The sequence below is a fragment of the Humidesulfovibrio sp. genome, assembly GCF_030689645.1.
Classification (GTDB): domain Bacteria; phylum Desulfobacterota; class Desulfovibrionia; order Desulfovibrionales; family Desulfovibrionaceae; genus Humidesulfovibrio.
This window is the reverse complement of the sequence record NZ_JAUYFU010000110.1, coordinates 11,476-31,863: the sequence shown is the minus strand read 5'-3', so window position 1 is coordinate 31,863 and position 20,388 is coordinate 11,476. Positions and strand designations below refer to the sequence as shown.

The following is a 20,388-nucleotide window of genomic DNA, read 5'->3' as shown; positions in this document are numbered from 1 at the left end:
TCTATTGATTCAAGAATCACTCCCTCCAAAAAGGCTATCAACAGCCTGAGCAGCTCGCCTCATGGCATCATCTGCCAGGTGAGCATAACGCTCTGTCATCTGGGGGCTCTTATGATTAAGGAGCTTCTGAACTTCAGCCAGAGTTGCTTTCCTCTCACTGAGTAAACGGCTGGCGAAGGTATGGCGCAAATCATGGGCGCGTGTCTCTTGAGGGATACGCGCTCTTATTTTGATTCTCTCCCAAATTTTTGGATACAGAATGACCTTGTCAGCCTCCGAAGGGAAAACGAGTCCTGAAGCCATTTGCGGCAGTTTTAGAGCCTCTTCCAGAATGAGCCTAACGCCTGGACTGATTGGGTAATTCTGAATGTCGTCCTGAGTGCGGCTCTTGACGATGAAACGGATGAATCCGGCTTCTAGGTTTACGTTGCGCCAGACCAGAGGGAAGACTTCACCCGTGCGCTTGCCCGTCATGAGGCAGAGCTTAAAGGCTAAGGCGGCAGGGCGATTGTCCCATGCGTCTAAGACCTCAATTAACCTTCTACTCTGCTCAAGGTTTAGGTCATTGGTAACTTTGTTATTAAACTTAGGAGGCTTGAACCTTCTGAAAGGATTTGAGCCCGTGTACAAGGGTGGGTCAGTGTCTTCGATAGCATATGAGTAGAGCCGTCCAACCGCCTTAACGATGTCCAGGGCGGTCTTCATAGCCATTACCCTTGGTTTAGCCTTCCTGAAGGGCATGGGGGCCACAGGACTTTGCCGTAGCTTGGCGAAGAACGCATTTAGCTCATTGGTCGTGACGCTCTCAAGCGTCCTGTTGGCAAACGCTGGCGCGATATGATTGCGCCACTTGTTTTCATAGAAGGCAGGGTCTTTGATTCTCAGGCAAACCCAAGGATAAAACTGCTCCCACACCTGCGCGAAAGTCAGCCCGTGGGGTTTGATTAGCGAGCGCCTGGCTTGGGGAGTGTGCGAGACAACTTGGTTCGACTGCCTTGCTTGTCCCGTCCCAGCGCCTTCAGAACCTTCAAACTCGGATTCCAGCGCTTTGGCCTCCTTAAGAGTAGACACCACGCGACTCTTCCAACCGCTGGGAGTCTTAACCCGTACCCTGAAAGCTCGCGCACTCCCTGTTAAGGGTTCACCACATTTCTGGCAGAGTTTGAGTGTGAGAGGTGAAGTTGAACGACAATAGCTGCAATAGGCTGAAATAGCCACACTTTTACCCTCATTCCGTGTCAACTGTTGACACAAGCAGTTGACACAGAGACCGTAGAAAACAAGAACAGCCACCTAGGATTTTCCTAAGTGGCTGTTCTCTTTGAGGGAAATTTGGTAGCGGGGGCAGGATTTGAACCTACGACCTTCGGGTTATGAGCCCGACGAGCTACCGTACTGCTCCACCCCGCGACACGTCGATGCGGCGTTCCCCGCGTCGAGAAGGGGTATGTAGTCCCCAGGCATTCCCCTGTCAACGCTTATTTACACCGACCCGGAAATTTCCTATACCCCGGCCATGCCAAACACCCAGAGCGTCTCCATAGTCATACCCGTGTTCAACGAGGAAGAAAACCTCCCCCGGCTCTTCGAAGAGCTTGCCCAAGCCATGCGCCCCCTGGCCCGCACCTGGGAAGTGGTCTTCGTGGATGACGGCAGCACGGACAAGAGCCTCGCGGTCCTGAAGGCCCTGGCCCAGGGCAACGACGAGGTGCGCTACCTCGCCTTCACCCGCAACCGGGGCCAGTCCGCAGCCTTCTGCGCCGGATTCGACGAGGCCAGCCATCCCATCGTGGTGACGCTGGACGCCGACCTGCAGAACGACCCCGGCGATATTCCGGCCATGCTGGCCCTGTACGACCAGGGCTACGCAATGGCCATCGGCTGGCGGAAAAAGCGCCAGGACACCCTCAGCAAGCGCTATGCATCAAAAATCGCCAACGCCATACGCAACAAGATCACCCGAGAGAGCGTGCGCGACACGGGCTGTTCGCTCAAGGTCATGCGCCGCGACATGCTGGTGCGCATTCCCCGCTTCAAGGGCATGCACCGCTACCTGCCCACGCTGATGAAGCTTCAGGGCGCAACCGTGGCCGAGATGCCCGTGAATCACCGCGAACGCCACATGGGCGTTTCAAAGTATGGCAACTGGGAGCGCGCCGTGGCGGGCGTGCGCGACCTGCTGGGCGTGCGCTGGCTTCAGGACCGCCACTTCGGATACGAAATCCGCGAAAAAAACCGCTAGGGCGCCTTGGGCGCAGCCTTGGAGGCCTGGGCGAGAGCTTGGCGCACCTTGGCCTTCAGCTCGGAAAGATCCACGGATTTGACCACGTAGAAATCCGCCGCGATGCTCTTGAGGTCGTGCTGAAAGGTGTCGTAGGCCGTGGACAGGATCACCGGCACATGCTCCTTGCGGCTGCGGATGGTCTGCAACAGGTCCAGGCCGGAGAGGTTCGGCCCCAGGCGAATGTCGAGGATGACCACGTGGGGCGCCTCGCGCTCCAGCGTCTCCAAGATGGGCTCCTCGCCATCGGAGGTGGCCACAACATAGCCTGCATCCTCAAGCTCTTCCTGGTACAGCATGCGGATGTGCTTCTCATCGTCAACCACAAGAATCTTCGGCTTATCCATAATGACGCTCCTCTGGGGGGAAGGGCTTCTCTTACTCTGAACTGTATATCCCGTTTTTTTGCCCGGTCAACAGAATTGTGCGCCCGCGCGCGCCAGAACGTGCTGCATACCCCCCCGCCTTGACACACGCCACGGAGCCGGGCACCAGTTAGCCACTAAAGACGTAAGGAGTTTCTCCATGATCACAGTATTCGTGGAGCCGGAAAACGAGACGTTCACCTTTGAACGCCACAACACCGTGCTCATGCTCCAAAAGCGCCTGGGCTTGCGCGTCAACGACGCGCTGGTCATCCGCGGAGACAGGCTCCTCACCTCGGACGACCGCCTCGTTGATGGCGACGAAATCCGCATCCGCAAAGTCACCAGCACAGGATAGCCACCATGAAATGCCGCAAATGCAAGGCTCCGGCGGAAATCCCCCTGCCGAGCCACAACACCGCCTTCTGCCGCGACTGCTTCGCAACCTACTTCACCGGCCAGGTGGAGAAGGCCATACGACGCCACGGGCTCATCATGCCCGGCGAGCGCGTGCTGGTGGCCCTTTCCGGCGGCAAAGACAGCCTAAGCCTGATGCTTGAGCTCTCGCGCCTGGGCTACGACGTCACAGGCCTGCACGTGGACCTGGGCATACCGGTGTCCTCCCCTGCCGCACGGGCCAAGGTGCAGGGCTTCTGCGACCTGCACGGCCTCAAGCTGCGCGTGGTGGAGCTCATCAAGGAAGGCCTGCCCATCCCGGATGTGAAGAAGTACATCAACCGCCCCGTGTGCTCGGCCTGCGGCAAGATCAAGCGCCACTGGTTCAACCGCGTGGCCCTGGAGGACGGCTTTAATGTGCTGGCCACCGGCCACAACCTGGACGACGAGGTGGCGCGGCTCTTCGCAAACACCCTGCGCTGGGACGCGGGCTACCTGTCGGACCAGGGCCCCTGCCTGCAGGCCGAGAGCGGCTTTGCGCGCAAGATCAAGCCCCTGTACCGCCTGACGGAGTTCGAGACCGCCTGCTACGCCTTCCTGAACGGCATCGAAATCCACAACGCGCCCTGCCCTTACAGCGGCGGAGCCAGCTTCACGGGCCACAAGCGACTCTGGGCCGACCTGGAGCACCAGAGCCCAGGCTCCAAGATCTCGTTCTACGACGGCTTCCTGAAGCGGGGCCGCCCGGCCTTCGCTCTGGTGGAGAAGGACGAGGGCCATGCCCTGGCGCCGTGCGAAACCTGCGCCTCGCCCACCAGCACAGGGATGTGCGGCGTGTGCAGGCTGGCCATCGCCGTCACCGAGCGCCGCGCCGCCGACCCGGACCGGCAGTAACCCCCAGGGGCCGCAGCGTGCCACCAGCCTCGCTCCCGAAGGTCAGCGTCTGCCTGCCCTGCTACAACGCCGCCAGCACCCTGCCAGCGGCCCTGGACAGCCTCCTCGCCCAGACTCTGCCGGACTTCGAGATCATCGCCGCAGATGACGGCAGCGACGAGGCCGACGGCGGCGCCACCTGGGACGTTCTGTGCGCCTATGCCCGGCGCGACGCCCGCATTCGGCCCCTGCGCCTTGCGCATCAGGGCGTCGCCCTTGCCTGGAACGCCGCAGTGGAGGCTGCCCGGGCGCCGTTCATCGCCCGCATGGACGCCGACGACCTGTGCCTGCCCGAGCGCCTGGAGATGCAGGTCGCGCGTCTGGACGCCGAGCCCCGCCTGGATCTCGTGTCCGGCCTGGTGCGCTTCGGCGGCGACCGGGCCGAGCGCCTGGGCTATGCCCTGCATGTGGACTGGCTCAACACGCTCCTCACCCACGAGGATATCAGCCTCAACCGTTTCGTGGAATCGCCCCTGGCCAACCCATCGGTAATGTTCCGGCGCGAGGGCGTGGCGCGCTTCGGCGGGGCGCGGCCCAACATCGGGCTGGATTCCGCCTGTGCTGGGCCTTTCCCGGAGGACTACGAGCAGTGGCTGCGCTGGCTGGCCCTGGGCGCGCGCATGGCCAAGGTGCAGGCCGAGGTCATTGTCTGGAACGACCCCCCCACGCGCATTTCCCGCACCCGCGATGAGTACAGCCTGGAGGCCTTTGCGCGCATCAAGGCCGGGTATTTGCGGAGTTGGCTGGAGGAGCGGAACCCGCGCCACCCCAAGGTGTGGGTGTGGGGGGCTGGCCGGGTGAGCCGCAAGCGGCTGGACCCGCTGCTGGGCCTGGGGCTGGTCATCGAGAATTTCGTGGACATCGACCCGCGCAAGGTGGGCCAGCGCGTGCACGGCATCCCCGTGCTCCCGCGCGAGGCCGTGCCGCCGCACGCTCCCGACGGCCCCTTCCTCCTGGTCAACGTGGCCTCGCGCGGCGCGCGGCAGGAGATAATGCAGTGGCTGACGGGCCTGGGGTATCAGCCGGGCGCGGGGTGCGTGGCCGTGGGGTGAGGAGGGATTCTGCCAAACGCCAGCAAGCATGCCCTGCCGCGCACCGCAGCCCATCCAATCAGCGCTTTGGCTACTGCCCCCCGCCAGACGGCTTCGCCCCTGCGCCAATCTCCTTCACCGCTGTCACCGATGCCCCGCCCTTCGCCTTTCCCGGCTGCTGCAAGTCCTTGGCCTCACGCCCGGCACCTCTTGTCTCCATTGGCGGAGGCGACGGATCCATCATTGTCGTTTGGGATGGGACACTCAGCATCTGTTCAAAGTTGCCCTCAATCTTGCCACCGTCCTTTAGTTGAACCTCACGCTGCATCGTTTGAACCCCGCCGCCATCAGGCCCCATGGTCACGCCGCCCTTAAGGATGGCCGTAAGAAGTATGATTGCCCCGAAGGCCATGAAAAACAGGCCTGGGCCTGTTCCCGAGAGAATGATCTTCATGGTTTTTGATTCTACGTTCAGCTTGCTGTCGCCCGCAGTGAGTCCCGCCAGGAACAGCTTATAGCCGAGATAGCCGAAAAATATCCCACCAAGACAAATGATGAGACGCTCCACTCCGCGATAGAAGAAGATTTCCATATTCCCCCCCCGCAGGCGCACCTGCTCACAAACCGCACTCACCCAAAGCCTCACCCCATTGCTACGTATAGCCGCTATTACATACCTGCACCATTTTGCGCAAGAAGCTGCGCTCAAAACACGAACCGCCCAGCCTCCACCCTCGAAATTGGGGGGCGGAAACCGGGCGGTTCGTATTTGCTGGCTGGTGTAGAGCCTAAAACGCCTGGTACTCCCAGATGAAGTGCTCAAGGTGCTGCACCACGGCCACGGTTTGCAGGTGCTTGGACCATGCGAACATGGACAGCCGCCCGTCCTGCGAGACCACGAACACATCCGTGGCGCGGTTGGCGTTGACGAAGCGGGCAGCGGACTGGTGCCGCATGCCCCCAAGCTCGGCCAGGGCCACGCCCCTGCGCAGGGTCCCGGTGACGGCGTCCAACGCCGCCACGTGGAATTCCTCCGGCCCGAACAGCAGCTTGGCCCCGAACCCGTGCAGCCGCAAATCCATGTCCATGATCACCGCGCCGTCGATGAGCCCAAGCTCGCCCACGCGCCGGAACAGCGACTCGCTCAAGGTGCGCAGAAAGTTCACGGCCTCGTACTGCTCGCGCAGGGCCGTAAGCGAGGCGCAACTGGTGCGGCCCGCCACAAGGTCGTCGTAACCGCGCGTGGCGTCGCCCATGAGGGACTCGAAATTGTGCACGCTGTCGTACAGCACCTTGGTGCTCGGCTCGTCGAAGCAGAACCGGAAGCTCACCGCGCTGCGCCACGACTCGTCCTCTGGCGGCACCAGCACGAGGGTTCCGCCATGCCCGTGGCGGATCATGGTGGTGACCACGCGGATGAGCTTGGCGGGCATGTTGCTGCGCTGCTCCAGGGCGCGGTCCTTGCCCAGGGTGCGCGCCACCAGTTGCGACAGGGAGGCCTCGTCCGAGGCCACGGGAATGGACGCCACGCCCTGGTGCAGCAGGGCCAGCACCCGGCGCGAGCGCGAGGCCAGGAGAATGCCGTTGCCTGCGATGCGCAGGCGCAGCAGCCCCTCCGGCTCGGAATCGAGGATGCCCCAGACCTCCAGCCCCTTCAGGCCGCCGTGCACGGCCAGCGGCGTGCGGGGCGAGGCGGTGAGCAAGGCCACGAGGCTCTGCACGGTGAGGGGCACGGGCTTGGTGAAGCGCCGCGCCAACTGCACCGATTCCGGCGAACACAAGCACAGGGTGCCGCGCACCTGCCTGCCCTCCTCTTCTTCCAGGCTGGCCCAGAAACAGGTGGTGCACAGCTGCGAAAGCTGCGCGGCATCGGCCAGCAGGGCGGCGGCGCGGTCGTTCTTTTGCGCGTCGTCCTGCGCGGGCAAAGCGTGCATGGCGTTCACGAAGATCGAATCACTCTTGAAAAGGCAGGTGTCCATGCGCCCCCCTATGCTCTCCGTATAGTTTACCTGTACTCCGATTCTCCGGCCTCCCGCAAGCGGCGCCCACGTCCAGACGCAAAACCGCCCGGCCTCCGCGTCTTGAAGGGCGGAAACCGGGCGGCGCGTTATCGTCGTAAGGGAAGGCCTAGCAGATTCTCGGCAACTGCTCGCCTTCCAGCATGCCCAGCAGGCGCTTGCCGCCCAGGCCCGTCTTGAGCAGCACCCGGCCAGGCGCGCCCGGCTTGTCCACGGCCTCCACGGTGCCGATGCGCTTTGCGCCCGTACACAGCGGGTTGGCGTGCAGCAGCTTGAGCGCGGCGTCGGCCTGCGCCTCCGGCAGGATGCACAGGAACTTGCCCTCGTTGGCCAGGTACAGCGGGTCCAGGCCCAGCAGGGAGCAGCCTCCGCGCACCTCTGGCCGCACCGGGATCTCGTCCTCCACCAGCTCGCACACCACCCCCGAGGCCAGGGCGATCTCGTTCAACGTGGTGGCCAGCCCGCCGCGGGTTGGGTCGCGCAGCACATGCACGTCCGGCAGGCCGCGCAGAAGCGACTCGATGGCGTGGTTCAGGCTGGCGCAGTCTGAGAGCACCGGCGTTTCAAAGGCCAGGCCCTGCCGCGTGGACAGAATGGCCAGACCATGGTCGCCCAGGGTGCCGGTGATGATGATGGCGTCGCCGGGCGCGGCGCGGTCGCCCGCCGGGGCAGGGTCCACGATGACGTCACCGATGCCTGTGGTGTTGATGAAGATTTTATCCGCCGCGCCCTTGGGCACCACCTTGGTGTCGCCGGTGACGATCCAGACTCCGGCAGCGCGGGCCGCCGCGCCCATGGATTCCACGATGCGCGTCAGGTCGTCCATGGGCAGACCTTCCTCAAGGAGAAACCCGCAGGTGAGGTAGCGGGGCACCGCGCCCATCATGGCCACGTCGTTCACCGTGCCGTGCACGGCCAACGAGCCGATGTCGCCGCCGGGGAAGAATATGGGGTCCACGGTGAAGGTGTCGGTGCTCACCGCTATCTTGCCGGACACGTTCAGCACTGCGCCGTCGTTCATGCGCCGCAGTTCGGGGTTGTCGAAATTCTTCAGGAACAGCTCGCCGATGAGCCGTTGGGACGCCTTGCCGCCGGAGCCGTAGTCGAGGAGAACTTTTTCGCTCATGACGTGTTAATCCACCTGGTATTTAAAGTATGCCGCGCAGGAGCCCTCTGTGGAGACCATGCACGGTCCGACGGGTTTTGCGGGGGTGCAGGCCTTGCCGAAAAGCGGGCACATGTTCGGGACCAGCTTGCCCTTGAGCACGTCGCCGCATTTGCAGCCGGGCAAGGGCGGGCACTCGGTGATGGTGATGCCGAACTCGCGCTTGGCGTCGAAGGCGGCGAACTCGTCGTTGATCTCCAGCCCGGAGCCGGGAATGCTGCCGATGCCGCGCCACAGGGCGTCAACGGTCGTGAAGGTGGCCTCCAGCATGGCGCGGGCCTTGGCGTTGCCCTCGTCGCGCACCACGCGGCGGTACAGGTTGACCACCTCAGGACGGCCATCGCGCTTGCGCTCGGCCAGGAACAGCAGGGCCTGCAGGATGTCCAGCGGCTCGAAGCCGGCCACGGCGGCGGACTTGCCGTAGCTGCTGGCTGCGGCAAGGTATGGTCCGACGCCGGTGATGACCGAGGCGTGGCCGGGCAGAATGAAGCCGTCGATGTCCGTTTCCGGATCGGCCAGCAGGGCCGCCACGGCCGGAGGCACGTACTTGTGGAAGGACAGGACGCGGAAATTGGTGATGCCCTGGGCCTTGGCCATGTGCATGGTGGCCGCCACGGCTGGGGCCGTGGTCTCGAAGCCCACGCCCAAAAAGACCACCATGGAGTCCGGGTTGTCTGCGGCGATCTTCAGCGCATCGGGCGGGGAGTAAACCACGCTGACGCGCGCGCCGTCGGCCTGGGCGATCTTGAGGCTGCGGCCCTTGCTGCCGGGAACGCGCATGAGGTCGCCGAAGGTGGCCAGGATGACCTTGGGGTTCTCGGCCAGATCAAGGAAGGCGTTGACCTCGGACTCGTGGGTGACGCAGACCGGGCAGCCAGGACCGGTGAGGTGCACGATCTCTTTGGGCAGGATGGAGCGCAGGCCGCTGCGGAATATGGCCACGGTGTGCGTGCCGCATACTTCCATGAAGCGCAGGGGGTGCCCGTCCAAGGTGGCGCGCAGGCGCTCCAACACGCTCTTGCACAGGCCGGGGTCGTGGAACTGGTCGAGGATGTCGAGGCTCACGGGGGGTGCCTTCCTTACGGTCAGAGGTGACGGGCCGCTCGGGTCTGTCTCGCCGAACCGGGGACAGGGCAAACGCGCACCCCGGCTCGGAGGACATACACGGACTCCGGCTGCGAGTCCATGCCCGGCGCAAGGTTCGCGCGTGTCACTGGGGGGTTACGCGGGCCACCCGCCCTGCGCAGATGTTTTTTTTCCAGCTCGGCATTGAGCGGTGCAGCGCTGCCTCTGCCAGGCTGAACGATGGGCTGCCCCCGCCGAGGGACTGATGCACCAAGGAAGCGCGGCGCGCAAACCAGGGGCTGGGCGCAAAAAAAGGGCGGAAGCCGAAGCCGCCGCCCTCACGCTATTCAATTAGGCGCGGGTGTTACACGCAGCCGGTGGGTTTGGGCAGGCCGGCCATTTTGCAGGCGCCCTTGCCGGGGCCGGAGGGGAACAGCTCGTAGATTTCCTTGAGCTTGTAGCCGGTCACCTTGGACAGGATGCGCACCATGGGGGCGATGCCGTTTTTCTTGTAGTAGTCCTGCAGGAAGTCGATGACCTTCTGATGGTTCTCGGAGATGACGGCGATGCCTTCGCTCTCCTTGACAAACTCGACCCATTCGGGGTTCCAGTCCTCAAATTTCAACAGAAAGCCGTCCTCATCAACTTCAAACTTTTTGCCTTTGAACTCGAGCATAGCCATATTCGGATCCTCCTCGGTCTAGATTGCACACTGTGCGCAGACAGGGCCACGTACATCCGCATCGGGCAGGCAGCCCGTTGCACCCTTCATTTTCCAGCTCCCTTCGTACCCTGGGCAACAGAAAAATTCAAGGTCATTTTCAACTGGGCCTGGTCAGAAACCACCGCGCCCGCGCTTTATTTTTCAGGCCGCTGCTGGTACTCAAGCACAACGCGGCCACACGCGGCAGCCTTCAACCCGCAAAGAAGCGCAGGCGACCCGAATCCATGCAACCCATGCGCCCCGTCATCCCCATGGCCCCCATGTGGCCCAGCCTGCCTGCCCCCCCGGCGCCCTCGCCGGAGACCAGCCGCAGGCCGCCCTGGCGCGTTCCCTCCGAGGCGCGCTGCGTGGCCCTTTGGGACCGCTTCGAAATGCCCGAGCACATCCGCGCCCACAGCGCCAAGGTGGCCCTGGTGGCCTGCCAGGTGGCGGAAGCCGGGAAGGCCTTGGGCATCAGCGTCTGCGTGGAGACCGTGCGCGCCTCCGCCCTCCTGCACGACATAGCCAAGGCTTACTGCATCAAGCACGGCGGCCACCACGGCCAGCTGGGCGGAGCCTGGGCCATGGCGGCCACGGGCAACCCCGTGCTGGCCATGGGCGTCATCCACCACATGTACTGGCCATTCAAGGCCGACCTCCGGCGTTTTCTCACGCCCCTTGCAGTGCTCTACGGCGACAAGCGCGTGGCCCACGACCAGATCGTGCCCATCGAACACCGCTTTGACGATTTGCTGGAACGCTACGGCAAGACCCAGGAGATCCGGGAGCGCATCGCGAGCACCAACAAGCAGGCCAAGGACATCGAAAACGCCCTGTCCAAACTTCTGGAGAAAGACCTCAATGCGCATGATTTTGATCGCCGGCGGCTGGTCGACTGAACGCGAGGTGTCCCTTTCCGGGGCGCGCGGCATCAGCGAGGCCCTTGCGCGCCTGGGACATCAGGTGCGCTTTCTGGACCCCGCCCTTGAATTTGCGGAAATCATCCCCGCCGCCCGCCAGGCGGACTTCGCCTTCTTGAACCTGCACGGCTCCCCCGGCGAGGACGGGCTCATCCAGGCCATGCTGGAGGAGGCGGACTGCCCCTACCAGGGCGCAGGCCCCAGGGCCTCGTTCCTGGCCCTGAACAAGGCCGCGGCCAAGGCCGTTTACGCCAAGGCCGGGCTGCGCACCCCAGCGTGGCGACTGTTCACCGGCATTCCAGGCGAGACGCGCGAAACCGACCTGCCCTGCCCGCTCTTCGTCAAGCCCAACACCGGGGGGTCCAGCCTGGGCATGAGCCGAGTGGCCGCGCCCGAGGACTTCGGCCCGGCCCTGGACAAGGTCTTCGCCCTGGGCCAGGCCGCCCTGGTTGAGGAATGCATCCCCGGCCAGGAGCTGACCTGCGCCGTGCTCGCCGACCGCCCCCTTCCGGTGATCCTCATCCGCCCTCGCGCAGGCACAATATTCTTCGACTACGAGAACAAGTACGCCGCCGACGGGGCCGAGGAAATCTGCCCGGCGCCGGTGGACGCTGCGCTCACAGCCGAAGTGCAGGCTATGTCTCTGGCCGCGCACAAGGCGCTTTCCATCGACGGCTACAGCCGCTCGGACTTCATGGTGGACGCGAGCGGCCAGCCCTTCATTCTTGAGACCAACACCCTGCCGGGCATGACGCCAACGAGCCTGCTCCCCAAGGCCGCCGCCGCCGTAGGCCTGAGCTTTGACGCCCTGGTGGCCGAGCTGGTGCGCCTGGGCCTGGCCGCCCACGCCCGCAACAGCGCAGAGGACCAGGCGTGAGCGGGCCCGCCAAGCTTCCCGTAAGCGTCCGCGCCATGCTGAGCCTGTACGGCCTGGCCTGGTGCCTCGCCCAGTCCGGCCTCAGGCGCAACAAGCGCCTGCAGGAAGGCTGGGACAACCGCACCCTGTCCGCAGGGACGCCGCCCAAGGCCGACATCTGGATGCAGGCGGCATCCGGCGGGGAGGCCTACCTGGCCTGGGAGCTGCTGCGCCGCCTGCCGGATTTCCTGTCGCCAGACTTCAAGTCCGATGGACGCAAGCCCACCGTGCTCGTTACCACCTTCACCAGCCAAGGCATGGGCGTGCTGCAAAAGGCCCGCGAGGACCTGGCCGGAAGCGTCGAGCTTCTGCCCGCGTGGTTCCCCTTCGACGTGCCGAGCCGCATGGACCGCGCCCTGGCAGCCGTTGCTCCAAAGGCCCTCGTGCTGCTGGAGACCGAGCTCTGGCCGGGGCTCATGGCCGCCTGCCGAAAGCAGCAGGTGCCGGCCCTGGTGCTTAATGGCCGCATCACGGGCAAGAGCCTGGGCGGCTACCGGCGCATGCCCGGGTTCTGGCGCGCCCTTGGACCGCAGCGAATTCTCGCAGTTTCCGACGACGACGCCGGGCGCTTCGCCAAACTTTTCCCCGACGCCCGGACAGGCGTCATGCGCAACATCAAGTTCGACCGCCTGAGCTTCGAGCCAGCGCCGCAGCGCCAGGACCTCGCCGCCCTTCTGCCGCCCGACGCGCCCTTCATCGTGCTGGGCAGCGTGCGCAAGCAGGAGGAAAAAGAGGTGCTGGCCCTCATCCAGGGCTTGCAGAAGCGCCGCCCGGACGCGGTCATCGGCTTGTTCCCCCGGCACATGGAGCGCGTGGACGCATGGTCCAAGCTGCTGTGCGGCGCGGGCATCCCCTTGACCCGGCGCAGCGCGAACGAGCCCGTCCAGCCCGGCGCAGTGCTGCTTTGGGACGCCTTTGGCGAACTTGGCGCGGCCTTCGGCCTGGCGCGGGCCTGCTTCCTGGGCGGCAGCCTGGCCGACCTGGGCGGACAGAATTTCCTTGAACCGCTGGCCCACGGCATCGTGCCGGTCATCGGGCCCTCATGGTCCAATTTTGCCTGGGTGGGCGAGGAAATTTTCGACACCGGCCTGGTGCGCCAGGCCAAGGACTGGCAAGGCGTGCTGGGTGTCCTGTGCGAACTGCTGCAACGTGCGCCGGAGCGCCAGGCGGTTCAACTGGCTGCGGAAGCCTACGCAAAATCACGCCGGGGCGGCGCGGAGGCTGCTTGCCAGGCTGTTGCCGAATATCTAATTTGCGGGTAAACACCCAGCGGAGACGTGAAGCGCTATGAAGTCCCTGCCCCCCTGTTATGCAATCATCCCGGCGCGGTATGATTCCTCGCGCTTCCCAGGCAAACCGCTGGTTGATATTTTGGGCGTTCCCATGTGCGTGCGCGTGCATCAGCGCGCTGCAAAATGCGCACGCTTCGCAAAGGTTGTGCTGGCCACCGACGACGAGCGCATCATGGTCGCGGCCAAGGCCTGGAACGTCCCGGCCCTCATGACTGGACGCGGGCATCAGAGCGGCACGGACCGGGTGCTGGAGGCCGCGCGGCTGCTCGGCGCGGAGCCGGACAGCGTGGTGGTGAACGTGCAGGGCGACGAGCCCGCCCTGGAGCCGCGCATGCTTGAGGAACTGCTGGCGCCCTTCTCCGGGCCACAGGGCGAGCTGGTGCAGGTGACAACCCTGGCCACCCCTTTGAGCCGGGAAGACGCGGTCAGCCCGGACCGGGTCAAGGTGGTGCTGGACGCGCAGGGCCGGGCGCTGTATTTTTCACGGGCGAACATTCCCTACAATCGGGATGCAGGCCCAGTGGACGACGAGGCCGGACCGCTTCTGCATGTAGGCCTGTACGCCTTTCGCATGGCCGCGCTGGAGCGCTTCGCGGCGCTGCCCCAAGGGCGGCTTGAGCGCACGGAAAAATTGGAACAGCTGAGACTTCTGGAGAACGCCATCCCCATCCACGTGGCCATAACCCGCCACAAAAGCCACGGGGTGGATCGGCCGGAAGACGTGGAACGCATCGAAAAAATCCTGCGGGAGCAAGAAATATGAAAGCAATTCTGGCCCTTGAAGACGGCACCTGGTTCGAGGGCACCTCGTTCACCGGCCCCGGCGAAACCGGCGGCGAAGCCATCTTCAATACCGGCATGACCGGCTATCAGGAGATCCTCACCGATCCCTCCTACGTGGGCCAGATGGTCTGCATGACCTACCCGCTCATCGGCAACTACGGCGTCAACGCCGAGGACGTGGAGTCGCACAAAATCGGCGCCGAAGCCCTCATCGTCAAGGAGTGCTGCAAGGAGCCCTCCAACTGGCGCTCGGTCATGTCCCTGCCGGACTACCTGAAGAAGGCCGGAGTCATGGGCATCGAGGGCGTCGACACACGCGCCCTCACCCGGCACCTGCGCATCAACGGCGCCATGCGCGGCGTCATCTCCACCAGCGGCACGCCGGAGGAGCTCGTCAAGAAGGCCAAGGCCCTTCCCAGCATGGAAGGTCAGAACCTGGCCGACAAGGTCAGCGCCAAAAATCCCTACGTCTGGACCGGAACCACCACCAAGGACGTGGACCTCGCCACCTTCAAGTGGGCGGGAAACGGTCCCAGGCTCGTGGTCTACGACTTCGGCGTCAAGTGGAACATCCTGCGCCTGCTGGCGGCGGAAGGCTTCGACATGCTCATGGTTCCCTCCAGCTTCACCCATGAGCAGGTGACGGCCCTTGCGCCCGACGCCGTGTTCCTGTCAAACGGCCCCGGCGACCCGGCTGTTGTGACCAACGCCATTGAGGCCACCAAGGTCTTTGCCGACAAGTACCCTGTGGCGGGAATCTGCCTGGGCCACCAGATCATGGGCCTGGCCCTGGGGGGCCGCGCCTACAAGCTCAAGTTCGGCCACCACGGCTGCAACCACCCGGTGATGGACATGGAGTCCGGCAAGATCGAGATTTCCTCCCAGAACCACGGGTTCTGCGTGGACATCGCGCATCTGCCGGAGCTCAAGATGACCCACCAGAACTTGAACGACAAGACGCTGGAAGGCTTCGCCCACAAAACCAAGCCGCTCATCGCCATCCAGTTCCATCCCGAATCCGCTCCCGGCCCCCACGACAGCGCCTACTTCTTCCGGCGCTACCGCGATCTGGTGCGCACGGCCACAGGGAAATAGGCCGGAGCCCAACAGGCCACGAAGCAGATCAGGCAGCACCCGCAACGCGCGGGCCAGGAGGCATCCATGTCAGGCGAACTCACCAAGGCCCGCCAGAAGCTTACAGGCATCAACGCAAGCCTGAAGATGGGCAAGTACATGGCCGCAGCCCAGGCCCTGAACGACGCCATCATCATCATGCTCTCCGCACAGCTCATGAAGAACGAGCGCGAAGAGTTCGCCCAGATGATCGAATCAACGGTCTATGCGCTCAACAATCACAAGGAGCTGCGCAAGGTCTACCCCCTGCTGCTGCACTACGCTCCGGGCGCGGAAAAGAAGCTGCTTGAAGAAATCTACGAGATGCGCAAGGTCCTCCAGGAGGACGTGAACGAGAACGCCCAGAAGGATCTGAACGCTCTGGAGGCCAAGAAGAAGGAAGAGCTGGCGCGCGGCCAGCGGCACCTTGACGGCAAGGAGTTCGACGAGGCCCGGCAGGTCTTCGACAAGCTCACGGGCGAGTTCCCCGGCGACGCGGAGCTCAAGGCCGACATCGCCGACCGCTACTACAAGGCTGGACTGAACCAGGATGCGGTCGGCCACCTGAGCCAGGCCATCAACGAATCGCCGGAGTCCATCCACCTGTACAACCGCATCGGCATGGTGCTGCGCAAGATGCAGGACTTCGACAGCGCCGAGAGCTACTACAAGCGGGCCCTGGGAATCTGCCAGACCGACGAGTACCTGTTCTTCAACCTCGGGCGGCTGTACTACGACTGGCAGCAGTGGGGTAAAATGGCCGAGGCCGCCAAGATGGCTGTGGCCATCAACCCGAATTTCGCGGAAGCCAAGAAGCTTTTGGCCTTTGCCCAGAAGAAGATCGACGCGTAATAAACCTGCCCCGCAAGGAGCAAGGAGGCCCGGTGCCCCCTCCAACCCCCAGCGCCCGCAACGCCTGCCAAGTGCTCGTGCTGGGCGCAGGACTGGCCGGAATGCGCGCCGCCTGGGCAGCCAAAGAATCCGATCCGCGCCTTGACGTCATCTTGGTGAGCCCGCACAAGGCTCCCTCCGGCTCCTCCTTCGCCAACCGAAACAACGCCCTGGGCATTCAAGCCCCGCTCCCCCACGAAGCCGAGGCCTTCATGGAGGAAGCTCTGCGCCTTGCGCACCCAGGCACAGCCCTGCCGGAGCTTGTCCGCGCCCTGGCCGAGGACGCTCCGCAGCGGCTGGGCGACCTGCTGGACCTGAACCTGACCTTCCGCCGCGAGCCGGACGGCTCCCTGTCGCGCTTTCCAGGCTGCTTCAGTCCAGCGCCCCGCGCCGTTGTGTTCGACGGCCTGGCGGCGGCCCACTCGGCCTTCCTGGCCCGGGTGCGCAGCCTTGGCGTGCGCGTGTTGCACGGCTACGAGGCCATGGAGCTGTTGAAGCGCGGGGGGCACGTGTGCGGAGCGCGGCTTGCGGCCTTGCGCGGAGAAAGGAGCATGGACCTTTCGGCTGGCGCAGTCATCGCGGCGCTGGGCGGCCCGGCGCCGCTCTTTGCCCGCCGCATCTGCGGCCCGGGCGGCAGCGGCCTGGCCTACGGCCTGCTGCACCGGGCCGGGGCGCGACTGGTGAACACGCGGCACCTGCAATTCTTCTGGTCGCGCGCGCGCGACCGCGCCTTCGTGAACCCCGGCACCCTGCCCTGGCCGGATGAACTGGCTTCCCTGGCGGCTGCGCGCCGCACCCACTGCCCTCTGGCCTTCGACCTGCCCGATGCCGCCCTGGACCGCGACCTGCTGTCCCGGCGCGGCGCTGACGGCCTTGTGCGCCTGCCTGGGCACGAGCCCCTGGCGCTTTTTGCCCACGCGGGCAACGGCGGCGCCCTCATCGATGCGCACGGACGCACCAGCATCCCTGGCCTGTTCGCCTGCGGCGAGTGCGCCGGGGGCATGCACGGAGCCCAGCGCCTGGGCGGCGGCATGGTGCTCTCGGCCCTGGTATTCGGCGCCCGGGCCGGTGCCGCGGCAGCCCAGGAGGCCTGCGGCGGCCTGCCGTCGACTTCCACTCCAGCGCAAGAGCCGCGCGCTCCTGCCAATTCAGCTTCCGACGCCTCCTTTCTCCGCAGCCTGCGCCGGGGCATGGACCGTCACGGCCTGCCGGGCGCTCCCCACAGTCAAGGCTTCACAGCCTGGCTCAAGGACGCGTCGCAACGGGCCGCTTCAGAGCGGCAAAGGCTGCTGGCCCTCTCGGCCCTGCTGGTGCTTGGAGATTTGAGCTAAAGCCAGGCTATTGCCACCTGGTCCCGCATCAACCTGCCGAATTTTCAGCCAGCGCCCCGCGCAAAAACACGTCGATGACTGTGCGCAGATAGTCCTCCGGGGCGACGCCGCCCTGGGCGCCCTCGCTCCCCACGGCCTGGGACAGGCGGTGGTTCAATCGGCGCGAGGACGTGAACCAGTGCTCCACCGCGCAAAGCATGACCGAAAGAAGCGGCAACGGCTCCACGCCGTCACGCAGTTGCCCGCTCTGCTTCATGGACGCGAGCCTGTCGTGGGCCGCGCGCATCAGATGCAGGGTGCTCATCTCGCGGCCCTCGTCGTCCAGCTCGTCCAGGCCCGCCACCAGGTCCGGATCGTTGTGCAGGGACAGATCCAGAATGCGGTACAGACGCACGCACTGCTCGTGGGTGGACAGAAAACGGAAGTAGGCCATGAGCGCCGAAGAAATAAAGGCCGCGCCGTCCTCAGGCATGTCCAGTCCGGGCTGCACTATGCCCTTGAGCCCCTCGTCCAGTTCGGCCAGGTAGCCGTGCACCGCGCTGACGTACAAGCCCTTCTTGGATCCGAAATGGTGGTGGATGAGGCTCTGCGTCACCCCGGCGCGCCGGGCGATGTCGCTCAAGGAGGCTTGGTGGTAGTCGCCTCGCATGAACACTTCCTGGGCGGCCTGCAGGATGGCCGCGCAGGTGCGCTCGGCATCGCGCGAGCGCCTGCGTTGCGGCATGGGAGGCTTATGGGGGCTGGGCTTGCTCATGGCTCCTCCTTGCAGCACGCGGGCTGGCGCGTCGGTCTGACTGGCGCGACGGTCTGGACGCTGCTGACTGGTCAATCTATTCGTCCGCAGAACGGCAGTCAAGCCGGGGTGATGCGGCAGGCACAGACGCAAAACGACCGCCTGGTAAGGGCGGCCGCTGGATGACTTGCGTTGCAATGGCCGCGCATGGACGGGCCAAGGCAGAAAGGGTCTGGAGGCTAGATGTCCACGCGCCGGCCCCAGGCCTGGTCGTAGGCGTTGCCGCCGCGCTCGATGATTTCCTCGGCTGCGGCAGGCACCAGCATGGCAAGGCTGCGGCGCTCGCACCAGCGGCGGCGGATGTCCGTGGCGCTGACCTCAAACACCGGCATGGGCACCAGGTGCAGCTGGCTTTCACCCGTGGCGAAGCGCAGCCGCATGGCGCCCACGCGCTCCATGCCGGGCCAGTTGGCCTCGGCAAAGGCGATGACGCTCTCGGGGTCCGCGCCCTTGCGCAGCACCACGGCCAGGGAGGCCAGGTGCGGCACCTCCGGCCCGCGCCGCCACGAGGGCAGCGCCAGAAAGGATTCGCTGCCCAGGATGAAGGTCAGCTCGTCGCCGGGCATCTTTTCGCGTAGGGCGGTCAGGGTGTCCACAGTATAGGAGGGGCCGGGGCGCGAGCCTTCCAGACCGCTGGCCGAAAGGCCGGTGACGCCGCGCACGGCCAGTTCCACCAGGCGCAGCCTGTGGGCGAAGGGCAGCATGCCCTCCGGGGACTTGTGCGGGGGCTCCCCCGCAGGCATGAGCAGCACACGCTCAAGTCCCACGGCCTCGCGGGCCTCCACGGCCATTCGCATATGGCCGGCGTGGATGGGATTAAAGCTGCCGCCGAGAATTCCGATCCTGGTCACCTGTAAAACCTCTCGCCTTGATGCCCGGAAATTATGCTGGTCCCCTGGCCGGACTGAACCCGGGGAGCACCGTGAGTCCTATTGTCTGATCTGCCCCTGGCCCAGCACCACGAACTTGGCGCTGGTGAGCTCCAATATACCCATTGGCCCGTAGGCATGCAATTTCGTTGTGGAGATGCCGATCTCCGCGCCCAGGCCCAGTTCGCCGCCATCGTTCAGACGCGTGCTGGCGTTCACCGCCACCATGCTGGCGTCGGCCTCCCGCGTAAAGCGCATGGCGTTCGCGTGGCTCTCGGTCAAAATGACTTCGGTGTGGTTGGACCCGTATCGGGCGATGTGATCCAGCGCCTCATCCATGTCCGCCACCACCTTCACCGCCAGGGTGAGGCCCAGGAACTCGAAGCCCCAGTCGGCGTCCACAGCGGCCTCTGCGCTTGCCCCCATAAGCGGCAACGACACGGGACAACACTTGAAGCGCACGCCGTCGGCCCCCAGCTTCCTGGCCACTTCAGGCAGCAGCTTTTCGGCCACGGCCCGGTGAACCAGGATGCACTCGAGCGAATTGCAGGTGCCGGGCCGCTGCACCTTGGCGTTGTGGATGATGACCTCGGCGCGCGCAAGATCCGCGCTCTCGTCCACAAAGGTGTGACACACACCCTTGTAGTGCTTGAGCACGGGCATGGTGGCCTGCTCCACCACGGCGCGGATGAGGCTCTCGCCGCCGCGCGGGATGACCACGTCGATGAATTCGTCGAGCTTGAGGAGCGCGCTCACGGCCTCTCGGTCCGTGGTGGGCGGCGCCTGCACGCACTCGGGTGGCAGCCCGGCATCGGCCAGGGCCTTGTGGATCAGGGCCACCAGGGCGTCGATGGAGTGAAAGGCCTCGCTGCCGCCGCGCAGAATGGCCGCGTTGCCGCTCTTGATGCACAGGGCTGCGGCGTCCACCACGGCGTTGGGGCGCGACTCGAAAATCATGGCCACCACGCCCAGGGGCACGCGCATGCGGCCAACCAGCATGCCGTTGGGCCGCTTCTTCATGGACTCGATCTCGCCCACGGGGTCGCTCATGGCGGCAACCTCGCGGCAGCCGTTGATCATGCCGCCAAGCACCGCGTCGGTGATGGTGAGCCGGTCCAGGCGGGCCTTGTCCAGGCCGCGCGCCTCGGCGGCCTTGATGTCCTTGGAGTTGGCGTCCTTGATGGCCGAGGCGTTCTCGCCCAGCAACGCAGCCAGGTTCAATAGAGCCTGCTGGCGGGTGCTGCCTTCTGCCGCGGCAAGCCTGCGGGAGGCGGCGCGGGCGTCCTGCGCCATGGCGCGCATCTCAGCGGCGATGTCCATTATTCTCCCCCAGCGGTAGGAATTTTGCCCGCACGATGCCGCAGGGCCTCGGAATGGCTACCCTTGAAGCCTCCTCAAGTCAACGCGGCTGGAAACCATTCTTTAAGCCTGTTCAAACGTAATACATTTTATGACAGCTTTTCAGCACCTTGGAATGTGGCGCAAGATATTCGCGGATGCCGCCGGATTGGCCTTTGACCTGA

Annotated in this window: 21 protein-coding genes and 1 tRNA gene; 11 read left to right on the top strand and 11 right to left on the bottom strand. The window is 64.9% G+C overall.

Annotated elements, in window-relative coordinates; all coding sequences use genetic code 11:
• Nucleotides 1-9 precede the first annotated feature (9 nt).
• Nucleotides 10-1,071, bottom strand: a complete 1,062-nt coding sequence (locus Q8O35_RS14400) for a site-specific integrase (RefSeq protein ID WP_305574562.1) — start codon at nucleotides 1,069-1,071, stop codon at nucleotides 10-12.
• Between the two features lie 262 nt (nucleotides 1,072-1,333).
• Nucleotides 1,334-1,410, bottom strand: a tRNA-Met gene (locus tag Q8O35_RS14395).
• Nucleotides 1,411-1,516: 106 nt separating this feature from the next.
• Between Q8O35_RS14395 and Q8O35_RS14390 the strand changes: the two genes are divergently transcribed.
• Nucleotides 1,517-2,242: a glycosyltransferase family 2 protein gene (locus Q8O35_RS14390; protein ID WP_305574560.1), complete on the top strand. Its 726-nt coding sequence runs from the start codon at nucleotides 1,517-1,519 to the stop codon at nucleotides 2,240-2,242.
• On the opposite strand, the gene Q8O35_RS14385 is transcribed toward Q8O35_RS14390, so the two are convergent.
• Nucleotides 2,239-2,628 (bottom strand): response regulator, encoded by a 390-nt coding sequence (locus Q8O35_RS14385; protein ID WP_305574558.1) that lies wholly within the window; start codon nucleotides 2,626-2,628, stop codon nucleotides 2,239-2,241. The two genes, Q8O35_RS14390 and Q8O35_RS14385, sit on opposite strands and share 4 nt — an antisense overlap.
• A 178-nt stretch (nucleotides 2,629-2,806) precedes the next feature.
• On the opposite strand from Q8O35_RS14385, the gene Q8O35_RS14380 reads away from it, so the two are divergent.
• The 3 genes from Q8O35_RS14380 to Q8O35_RS14370 are packed head-to-tail and all read left to right on the top strand — an operon-like array spanning nucleotide 2,807 to nucleotide 5,027.
• Nucleotides 2,807-3,004, top strand: coding sequence for a hypothetical protein (locus Q8O35_RS14380; RefSeq protein ID WP_305574556.1), 198 nt, complete (start codon nucleotides 2,807-2,809; stop codon nucleotides 3,002-3,004).
• 5 nt (nucleotides 3,005-3,009) lie between these two features.
• Nucleotides 3,010-3,936: an ATP-binding protein gene (locus tag Q8O35_RS14375; RefSeq protein ID WP_305574554.1), complete on the top strand. Its 927-nt coding sequence runs from the start codon at nucleotides 3,010-3,012 to the stop codon at nucleotides 3,934-3,936.
• A 17-nt stretch (nucleotides 3,937-3,953) separates the two neighbouring features.
• A complete protein-coding gene (locus Q8O35_RS14370) occupies nucleotides 3,954-5,027 on the top strand; it encodes a glycosyltransferase (protein WP_305574552.1) in 1,074 nt (357 codons plus the stop codon).
• Nucleotides 5,028-5,097: 70 nt separating this feature from the next.
• On the opposite strand, the gene Q8O35_RS14365 is transcribed toward Q8O35_RS14370, so the two are convergent.
• The 5 genes from Q8O35_RS14365 to Q8O35_RS14345 all read right to left on the bottom strand — a co-directional run bounded on the left by Q8O35_RS14365 (nucleotide 5,098) and on the right by Q8O35_RS14345 (nucleotide 9,936).
• On the bottom strand, nucleotides 5,098-5,598 hold the full coding sequence (locus Q8O35_RS14365) for a hypothetical protein (RefSeq protein WP_305574550.1): 501 nt from the start codon (nucleotides 5,596-5,598) through the stop codon (nucleotides 5,098-5,100).
• A 196-nt stretch (nucleotides 5,599-5,794) separates the two neighbouring features.
• The gene (locus Q8O35_RS14360) at nucleotides 5,795-6,985 is read right to left on the bottom strand and encodes a putative sensor domain DACNV-containing protein (protein ID WP_305574548.1); all 1,191 of its coding nucleotides are present in this window, start codon (nucleotides 6,983-6,985) and stop codon (nucleotides 5,795-5,797) included.
• A gap of 148 nt (nucleotides 6,986-7,133) precedes the next feature.
• A complete protein-coding gene (hypE, locus tag Q8O35_RS14355; protein ID WP_305574546.1) occupies nucleotides 7,134-8,150 on the bottom strand; it encodes a hydrogenase expression/formation protein HypE in 1,017 nt (338 codons plus the stop codon).
• Nucleotides 8,151-8,156: 6 nt separating this feature from the next.
• On the bottom strand, nucleotides 8,157-9,254 hold the full coding sequence (gene hypD, locus Q8O35_RS14350; RefSeq protein WP_305574544.1) for a hydrogenase formation protein HypD: 1,098 nt from the start codon (nucleotides 9,252-9,254) through the stop codon (nucleotides 8,157-8,159).
• 364 nt (nucleotides 9,255-9,618) lie between these two features.
• Nucleotides 9,619-9,936, bottom strand: coding sequence for a TusE/DsrC/DsvC family sulfur relay protein (locus Q8O35_RS14345; RefSeq protein ID WP_305574542.1), 318 nt, complete (start codon nucleotides 9,934-9,936; stop codon nucleotides 9,619-9,621).
• 266 nt (nucleotides 9,937-10,202) lie between these two features.
• Here Q8O35_RS14345 and Q8O35_RS14340 point away from each other — a divergent pair, with 266 nt between their 5' ends.
• From Q8O35_RS14340 to Q8O35_RS14310, 7 genes are all read left to right on the top strand, one after another.
• Nucleotides 10,203-10,856: an HD domain-containing protein gene (locus Q8O35_RS14340; RefSeq protein WP_305574540.1), complete on the top strand. Its 654-nt coding sequence runs from the start codon at nucleotides 10,203-10,205 to the stop codon at nucleotides 10,854-10,856.
• Nucleotides 10,819-11,754 carry a D-alanine--D-alanine ligase gene (locus tag Q8O35_RS14335; RefSeq protein ID WP_305574538.1) on the top strand — a complete coding sequence of 312 codons (936 nt, stop codon included), beginning with the start codon at nucleotides 10,819-10,821 and terminating at the stop codon, nucleotides 11,752-11,754. The genes Q8O35_RS14340 and Q8O35_RS14335 overlap by 38 nt, the downstream gene beginning before the upstream one ends.
• Complete coding sequence (locus Q8O35_RS14330; protein WP_305574536.1) at nucleotides 11,751-13,055, top strand: 3-deoxy-D-manno-octulosonic acid transferase; 1,305 nt, start codon at nucleotides 11,751-11,753, stop codon at nucleotides 13,053-13,055. The genes Q8O35_RS14335 and Q8O35_RS14330 overlap by 4 nt, the downstream gene beginning before the upstream one ends.
• A 25-nt stretch (nucleotides 13,056-13,080) precedes the next feature.
• Complete coding sequence (gene kdsB / locus Q8O35_RS14325; protein ID WP_305574534.1) at nucleotides 13,081-13,848, top strand: 3-deoxy-manno-octulosonate cytidylyltransferase; 768 nt, start codon at nucleotides 13,081-13,083, stop codon at nucleotides 13,846-13,848.
• Nucleotides 13,845-14,963 carry a glutamine-hydrolyzing carbamoyl-phosphate synthase small subunit gene (carA, locus tag Q8O35_RS14320; RefSeq protein ID WP_305574532.1) on the top strand — a complete coding sequence of 373 codons (1,119 nt, stop codon included), beginning with the start codon at nucleotides 13,845-13,847 and terminating at the stop codon, nucleotides 14,961-14,963. Before kdsB ends, carA begins: the two co-directional genes overlap by 4 nt.
• A 66-nt stretch (nucleotides 14,964-15,029) precedes the next feature.
• The gene (locus Q8O35_RS14315) at nucleotides 15,030-15,833 is read left to right on the top strand and encodes a tetratricopeptide repeat protein (protein WP_305574530.1); all 804 of its coding nucleotides are present in this window, start codon (nucleotides 15,030-15,032) and stop codon (nucleotides 15,831-15,833) included.
• 32 nt (nucleotides 15,834-15,865) lie between these two features.
• Nucleotides 15,866-17,203 (top strand): FAD-binding protein, encoded by a 1,338-nt coding sequence (locus tag Q8O35_RS14310; RefSeq protein WP_305574528.1) that lies wholly within the window; start codon nucleotides 15,866-15,868, stop codon nucleotides 17,201-17,203.
• A gap of 28 nt (nucleotides 17,204-17,231) precedes the next feature.
• Here the strand turns inward: Q8O35_RS14310 and Q8O35_RS14305 are convergent, their stop codons facing one another.
• The 3 genes from Q8O35_RS14305 to Q8O35_RS14295 all read right to left on the bottom strand — a co-directional run bounded on the left by Q8O35_RS14305 (nucleotide 17,232) and on the right by Q8O35_RS14295 (nucleotide 20,185).
• Nucleotides 17,232-17,957 carry a TetR/AcrR family transcriptional regulator gene (locus tag Q8O35_RS14305; protein ID WP_305574526.1) on the bottom strand — a complete coding sequence of 242 codons (726 nt, stop codon included), beginning with the start codon at nucleotides 17,955-17,957 and terminating at the stop codon, nucleotides 17,232-17,234.
• A gap of 218 nt (nucleotides 17,958-18,175) precedes the next feature.
• Nucleotides 18,176-18,847, bottom strand: a complete 672-nt coding sequence (gene nadD / locus Q8O35_RS14300) for a nicotinate (nicotinamide) nucleotide adenylyltransferase (RefSeq protein ID WP_305574524.1) — start codon at nucleotides 18,845-18,847, stop codon at nucleotides 18,176-18,178.
• Between the two features lie 78 nt (nucleotides 18,848-18,925).
• Complete coding sequence (locus tag Q8O35_RS14295; RefSeq protein WP_305574522.1) at nucleotides 18,926-20,185, bottom strand: glutamate-5-semialdehyde dehydrogenase; 1,260 nt, start codon at nucleotides 20,183-20,185, stop codon at nucleotides 18,926-18,928.
• Nucleotides 20,186-20,388: the final 203 nt, after the last annotated feature.

Bases quoted from the DNA above. Each gene is read 5' to 3' on its own strand.
- Q8O35_RS14365 (WP_305574550.1), bottom strand. From the start codon at position 5,598: ATGGAAATCTTCTTCTATCGCGGAGTGGAGCGTCTCATCATTTGTCTT.
- carA (WP_305574532.1), top strand. From the start codon at position 13,845: ATGAAAGCAATTCTGGCCCTTGAAGACGGCACCTGGTTCGAGGGCACC.
- Q8O35_RS14385 (WP_305574558.1), bottom strand. From the start codon at position 2,628: ATGGATAAGCCGAAGATTCTTGTGGTTGACGATGAGAAGCACATCCGC.
- Q8O35_RS14340 (WP_305574540.1), top strand. From the start codon at position 10,203: ATGCAACCCATGCGCCCCGTCATCCCCATGGCCCCCATGTGGCCCAGC.
- Q8O35_RS14390 (WP_305574560.1), top strand. From the start codon at position 1,517: ATGCCAAACACCCAGAGCGTCTCCATAGTCATACCCGTGTTCAACGAG.
- Q8O35_RS14380 (WP_305574556.1), top strand. From the start codon at position 2,807: ATGATCACAGTATTCGTGGAGCCGGAAAACGAGACGTTCACCTTTGAA.
- hypE (WP_305574546.1), bottom strand. From the start codon at position 8,150: ATGAGCGAAAAAGTTCTCCTCGACTACGGCTCCGGCGGCAAGGCGTCC.
- Q8O35_RS14305 (WP_305574526.1), bottom strand. From the start codon at position 17,957: ATGAGCAAGCCCAGCCCCCATAAGCCTCCCATGCCGCAACGCAGGCGC.
- Q8O35_RS14375 (WP_305574554.1), top strand. From the start codon at position 3,010: ATGAAATGCCGCAAATGCAAGGCTCCGGCGGAAATCCCCCTGCCGAGC.
- Q8O35_RS14295 (WP_305574522.1), bottom strand. From the start codon at position 20,185: ATGGACATCGCCGCTGAGATGCGCGCCATGGCGCAGGACGCCCGCGCC.
- Q8O35_RS14345 (WP_305574542.1), bottom strand. From the start codon at position 9,936: ATGGCTATGCTCGAGTTCAAAGGCAAAAAGTTTGAAGTTGATGAGGAC.
- Q8O35_RS14335 (WP_305574538.1), top strand. From the start codon at position 10,819: ATGCGCATGATTTTGATCGCCGGCGGCTGGTCGACTGAACGCGAGGTG.
- Q8O35_RS14315 (WP_305574530.1), top strand. From the start codon at position 15,030: ATGTCAGGCGAACTCACCAAGGCCCGCCAGAAGCTTACAGGCATCAAC.
- kdsB (WP_305574534.1), top strand. From the start codon at position 13,081: ATGAAGTCCCTGCCCCCCTGTTATGCAATCATCCCGGCGCGGTATGAT.
- Q8O35_RS14360 (WP_305574548.1), bottom strand. From the start codon at position 6,985: ATGGACACCTGCCTTTTCAAGAGTGATTCGATCTTCGTGAACGCCATG.